This window comes from Sphingomonas bacterium, assembly GCF_903643065.1.
Lineage (GTDB): Bacteria > Pseudomonadota > Alphaproteobacteria > Sphingomonadales > Sphingomonadaceae > Sphingomonas.
Genome location: NZ_CAHJWX010000446.1, coordinates 1 through 2,687 on the forward strand (window position 1 = coordinate 1; position 2,687 = coordinate 2,687).

3 protein-coding genes are annotated in these 2,687 nt (G+C 73.1%); 2 read left to right on the forward strand and 1 reads right to left on the reverse strand.

Features of this window, described 5'->3' with window-relative positions; all coding sequences use genetic code 11:
- Together HUU95_RS13670 and HUU95_RS13675 are read left to right on the forward strand one after the other, a co-directional pair.
- On the forward strand, positions 1 to 1,420 hold a 1,420-nt coding region (locus HUU95_RS13670), incomplete at its 5' end, for a M3 family metallopeptidase (protein WP_174280606.1).
- Between the two features lie 88 nt (positions 1,421 to 1,508).
- Positions 1,509 to 1,868 carry a response regulator gene (locus HUU95_RS13675; protein WP_174280607.1) on the forward strand — a complete coding sequence of 120 codons (360 nt, stop codon included), beginning with the start codon at positions 1,509 to 1,511 and terminating at the stop codon, positions 1,866 to 1,868.
- A 71-nt stretch (positions 1,869 to 1,939) separates the two neighbouring features.
- Here the strand turns inward: HUU95_RS13675 and HUU95_RS13680 are convergent, their stop codons facing one another.
- A complete protein-coding gene (locus tag HUU95_RS13680; RefSeq protein ID WP_174280608.1) occupies positions 1,940 to 2,464 on the reverse strand; it encodes a hypothetical protein in 525 nt (174 codons plus the stop codon).
- Between the last annotated feature and the right edge of the window lie 223 nt (positions 2,465 to 2,687).

Below are 2,687 nucleotides of genomic sequence, written 5' to 3' on the forward strand. Positions count from 1 at the left end.
GGCCGCCACCGCGCGGCGGGCGGCGGCGGCGGGGGTCGACGGCCACCTGCTGACGCTCGATCGCGGCGATGTCGAGGGGTTCCTCGCCTTCTCGCCCCGGCGGTCCCTGCGCGAGGCGGTGTGGCGTGCGTTCACGACCCGCGCGGATGGCGGCGGGCACGACAACCGCCCGCTGGTCGCCGCGATCCTGGCGTTGCGGCAGGAGCAGGCGGCGCTGCTCGGCCACCCGAGCTATGCCGATCACGCGCTCGCCGACACGATGGCGGCGACGCCCGGGGCGGCCGCGGCGCTGATGATGCGCGTGTGGACGCCGGCGCTCGCCCGCGCCGGCGAGGAACAGGCGACGCTCCAGGCGCTGGCCGACGCGGACGGCGTGACGCTCGCGGCGTGGGACTGGCGCTTCTACGCCGAGCAGGTGCGGCGCGACCGCTATGCGCTCGACGGCGGCGCGGTGCGCGCGTTCCTGACGCTGGACCGGGTGCGCAATGCGGCGTTCGCCGTCGCCGGCCGGCTCTACGGGCTGGGCTTCGCCGCCCGCGCCGACCTGCCCGGCTGGCATCGGGACGTCGATGCCTGGGCGGTCAGCGACGCCGACGGCAGCCACCGCGGCCTGCTCTACACCGACTATGTCGCCCGGCCGGAAAAGCATGGCGGCGCGTGGATGGGCTCGCTGCGGGTGCAGGAGGCGCTCGGCGCGTCGGTGACGACGCCCATCGTCTATACCGTCGCCAATTTCGCGGGCGGAGAGCCGGGCGCTCCCGCCGGGCTGTCGATCGACGAGGCGCGCACGCTGTTCCACGAGTTCGGCCATGCGCTGCACGCGCTGCTGTCCGACGTCGTCTATCCCGGCCAGTCGGGTACCGCCGTCAGCCGCGACTTCGTCGAGTTCCCCAGCAAGCTGATGGAGCACTGGATCGTCGCGCCCGAGGTGCTGGGGACGCTCGGCGTGCCGGCGCCGCTGATCGCCGCGATCGGCCGGGCGGATGCGTTCGGCGAGGGGTTCGCGACGGTCGAGTTCCTGGCCTCCGCCATCCCCGACCTCGCGCTGCATCGCGAACCGGGTGTCGCCGACCCGTTCGCCCATGTATCCGGGCTGCTGGCGCAGATCGGGCTGCCGGCGACGATCGCGCCCCGGCACGGGCTGACGCACTTCACCCACGTCTTCGACGGCGGCTATGCCAGCCAGTATTACAGCTACCTGTGGGCAGAAGTGCTGGACGCGGACGCCTGGGAGGGGTTCAGCGAGGCGGGGCCGTTCGATCCGGCGCTCGCCGACCGGTTGCGGCGCGAGGTGCTGGCGCGGGGCGACACGCGCGATCCGATGGCCTCGTTCGTCGCCTTTCGCGGCCGGGCGCCGGACGAGGGCGCGCTGCTGCGTGCGCGCGGGCTGGCGCCACCCGCGATCATGACGCCGCCTTAACCTGTTTTGGCACAACTCCTCCTTCTTTTATTGGGTCCGATCTGTAACGGGAGATGTTGATAGGAAGCAGTATATTCGGACAATATCCATGTGCCATGTCCTGATAATCGAAGACGAGCCGCTGGTCGCGATGATGATCGAGGATGTGCTGTTGCAGGCCGGCGCGACATCCGCGACGATCGCGACCACTCAGGCGGAGGCGATCGCCGCCGCCAATGCCTGCCGTCCAGAGTTCATATCGTCCGACGTGATGCTGCTGGAAGGCACCGGGCCGGCGGCGGTCGCGGCGATCCGGTCGGTGCACGGCGCGATCCCGACCCTGTTCATCACCGCGACGCCCGCCGCCTGCGAGCCGTGCCGGGCGCCCGATCGCATCCTGGTGAAGCCGTTCTCCGCACGTCACGTGGCAAGCGCGTTCGAAGCTCTCGCCGGACCGCGGTGCAGGTGAGGCCGGCCACCGGCCATGTTCCCGCCGCCACCGCGGCCGGCCGGGACCGACGCGCAGCCGTCGCGGGTGCGTCAGCCGCCGATCCGGTCCGCCAGCCGCCGGTAGAAGCGCGCGATGTCGCCGAGATCCGCCGCATCCAGCCATAGCTGCTCGCCAAGGCGCCTCACCTCCAGGCGTCCGTCGGCGCCGGGCCAGCCCAGCGTCATCGTGGCGCCCCCGCGCCGGTCCGGTCGCCGGACCACGCCGTCGCAATAGAACAGGCACGCCCGCGACCGCCCGAGCGCCAGCAGCCGCCGGTGATCCGCGACGCCCCGCCGGTCGCCGGGCGCGATCGCGCGATACTTGGCGGCGGTGTTCGCCTGGCGCGGGCGCGCATCGCCGCCGCCCGCCTCCAGCGCCGCATCGATCAGCAGGTTGAGGAAACGGTCGAGCTCGCGCAGCCCGTTGCCCGCGAGCCGGGCGCGATAGCTCGCGCCCACCGGCGCTCCCCCGCTGCGCGACAGCCCGCCGCCAAGAAACGCCGTCCCCCGCCGCATCGTCGCGACCGCCGCCGCCAGCGCGGCGGAAGTGTCGACCGGCAAGGCGGTATCGGGCATCGGCCCTCCTCGCACCTCAGGGTGCCGGAGCGACTATGGCCATGGCCCCCGGCAAAGCCAAGCGCATGCCCGCCGCTTGCGTATCGGCGCCGGCTGAACGACAGCGCCATTCATGTCAGGCCCGCGTCCCGCCGCCCTCACGCGCCTGCGCACTGTCGCGGTCGTCGGCGACCTCGTCGAGGGCTGGCCGCCCTGCCCCGGGCCGTCGGCTGCGGAGGCGGCG